A 2,606-nucleotide genomic window follows, 5' to 3' on the forward strand; every position below is an offset into this window, starting at 1 on the left:
TCCCAGCGGCCGGATTCGACGAGCTGGTTGACGTTGGCGCCGTAGGTGCCCTCGGCGTTGGAGAAGACCCGGAGCGCGGCCGTCTCGAGGTCGATGCCGTGCTCGGCCTGGAGCGCCAGGGCGTGCTTGCGGACGAAGTTGAGCTCCACCGGCTCGTCGGCGGTTGCGGCGAGGTAGGACGCCTCAGCCAGGAGCTTCGTCTGCAACGGCAGGAGATCGCGGAAGATACCCGAGAGGGTCACGACGACGTCGATGCGAGGGCGGCCGAGGGTCTCCAGCGGAATCAGGGTAGCGCCGCTGAGACGTCCGTAGCCGTCGAAGCGCGGGGCGGCGCCGATGAGGGCGAGAGCCTGGGCGATGGGGCCGCCCTCGCTCTTCAGGTTGTCGGTGCCCCAGAGCACGAGGGCGATGCTCTCGGGCAGGGCCGCGCCCTCGTCGCGATAGCGGGCCAACAGGCGCGCGGCCTGCCGGGTGCCGTCGGCGAGCGCGAAGGCGGAGGGCAGGCGGTAGGGGTCGAAGCCGTGCAGGTTGCGCCCCGTCGGCAGGATATCGGGGTTGCGCAGGAGGTCGCCGCCCGCCACGGGGGCGATGAAGCGGCCGTCCAGCGCCCGGAGCAGGCCCTGGATCTCGTGATCCTGTGACAACAGGCGGTCCGTCTCGCGTAAGCGCGCGAGGGCGGCGCGGTTCGGTTCGGTCGCGGCGAGTTCGCCCAACGCCAGGGCCGCATCGAGGGTGGCGCCCGCCACGAGGGCGTCGAGCCCGGCACGGGCGGGGGCGAGGCCGTGGGTGGCTTCGGCCAGCGCCAGCAGGATGTCGACGCGCTGGTCGGGCGGCGTCCCCTGGCCCACCACGTGCAGGCCGTGGGGGATCAGGCTGTGCTCCAGCTCGTGCAGGGCCGCGCCGAGGCGGTGGACATGGTCGGCGAGGTCTGCGGTCCAAGTGGGCTCGGCCGCCACGAGGTCGAGTCCGGCCCCTTGCGCCTGGATCAGGTCGGCCAGATCCCGGCGCTCGGCCACCGCCTCGGGCTCCAGGGCGCGCCAGCGCTCGATCGAGGCCTTGAGGTCGATCAGCCCGCGATAGAGGCCGGCCTGGGCGAGGCTCGGGGTGAGGTAGCTCACCAGGGTCGCGGCGGAGCGGCGCTTGGCCAGGAGGCCCTCGGACGGGTTGTTGGCGGCGTAGAGGTAGACATGCGGCGTGGCGCCGATCAGGCGCTCGGGCCAGCAGGCGCCGGAGAGGCCGGTCTGCTTGCCGGGCATGAATTCGAGCGCCCCGTGGGTGCCGAAATGCAGCACCGCGTCGGCCCGGAAATCCTCGCGCAGGTAGCGGTAGAAGGCCGAGAAGGCGTGGGTGGGGGCGAAACCGCGCTCGAACAGGAGGCGCATCGGGTCTCCCTCGTAGCCGAAGCCGGGCTGCACGCCGACGAAGACGTTGCCGAACTGGGCGCCGAGAACGAAGATCTGCGAGCCGTTGCTGTTCTGGCGTCCGGGAGCCGGGCCCCACTGCGCCTCGATCTCGGAGAGATGCCGCTCGCGCCGGACATGCTCGTCGGCCGGGATGCGGTGGTGGACGTTGGCGGGGGTGCCGAACCGGGCACTGTTACCGGCGAGCACGGCGTCCCGCAGGGCATCGACGCTCTCGGGCACCTCGACCGCGTAGCCCTCGGCCTTCATGGCGGTGAGCGTGTTGTGCAGCGAATGGTAGACCGACAGGAACGCCGCGGTGCCGATGCTGCCGGCATTGGGCGGGAAGCCGAACAGCACGACGGCGACCCGGCGCTCGGCCCGCGCCTTGCGCCGAAGGGCGACGAGGCGCTCGATGCGAGCGGCGAGCATGTCGGCCCGCTCGGGGTGCACGACCATGTCGCGGGCGGATGAGCCCAGCGAGCGGCTGGAGCGTCCGCCGAAGACCATCGGGCTGGTCGCGCCGTCGAGCTCGGGGATCGCCACCATCATGGTGGCCTCGACCGGCGAGAGGCCCCGGTCGGATGCCTCCCACTGCTCCAGGGTCTGGAACTCGAGGGCGTGGGCGGCGAGATAGGGCACGTCGAGTTCGGCGAGCAGCGCCTGGGCACCCGCAGCATCGTTGTAGGCGGGACCGCCCACCAGGGAGAAGCCCGTGAGCGAGACCAGGGCGTCGATGGTGGGGCGGCCGTCGCGGCGGAAGAAGGCGTCCACCGCCGGGCGGTTGTCGAGGCCGCTGGCGAAGGCCGGCACCACGGCAAGCCCGCGCGCTTCCAGGGCGGCGATGACGCCGTCGTAATGGGCGGTGTTCCCGGCGAGCACGTAGGAGCGCATGACGAGGAGGCCGATGCGGCCCTTCACGGCGCCCGCCGGCGCCGGCACCCGCGCCACGTCCTCGCCGATCCGGCCGGCCATGCGGGGATGGTAGAGGCCGGTCTCCGGGTAGGTCAGGGGCGCGGGGGCGGCCGCGATCCGGCGCCAGCCCTCGCGCGGACCGGCCGCGTAGCGCCCGGCCAGGAAACGCACCAGGTTGGCGATGTTCTCGTCCGAGCCCGAGAGCCAGTATTGCAGGGTGAGGAAGTAGGCCCGCACGTCCTGGGCCGAGCCCGGGATGAAGCGCAGGATCTTGGGCAGCTTCCGGATCAT

At 72.3% G+C, this 2,606-nt stretch carries 1 protein-coding gene; it reads right to left on the bottom strand.

Features of this window, described 5'->3' with window-relative positions; translation table 11 throughout:
• A partial coding sequence (locus K2X24_RS22400) for a magnesium chelatase subunit H (protein ID WP_292501267.1) occupies positions 1 to 2,606 on the bottom strand: 2,606 nt, incomplete at both ends.

The organism is Methylobacterium sp. (assembly GCF_019750675.1).
Classification (GTDB): Bacteria; Pseudomonadota; Alphaproteobacteria; order Rhizobiales; family Beijerinckiaceae; genus Methylobacterium.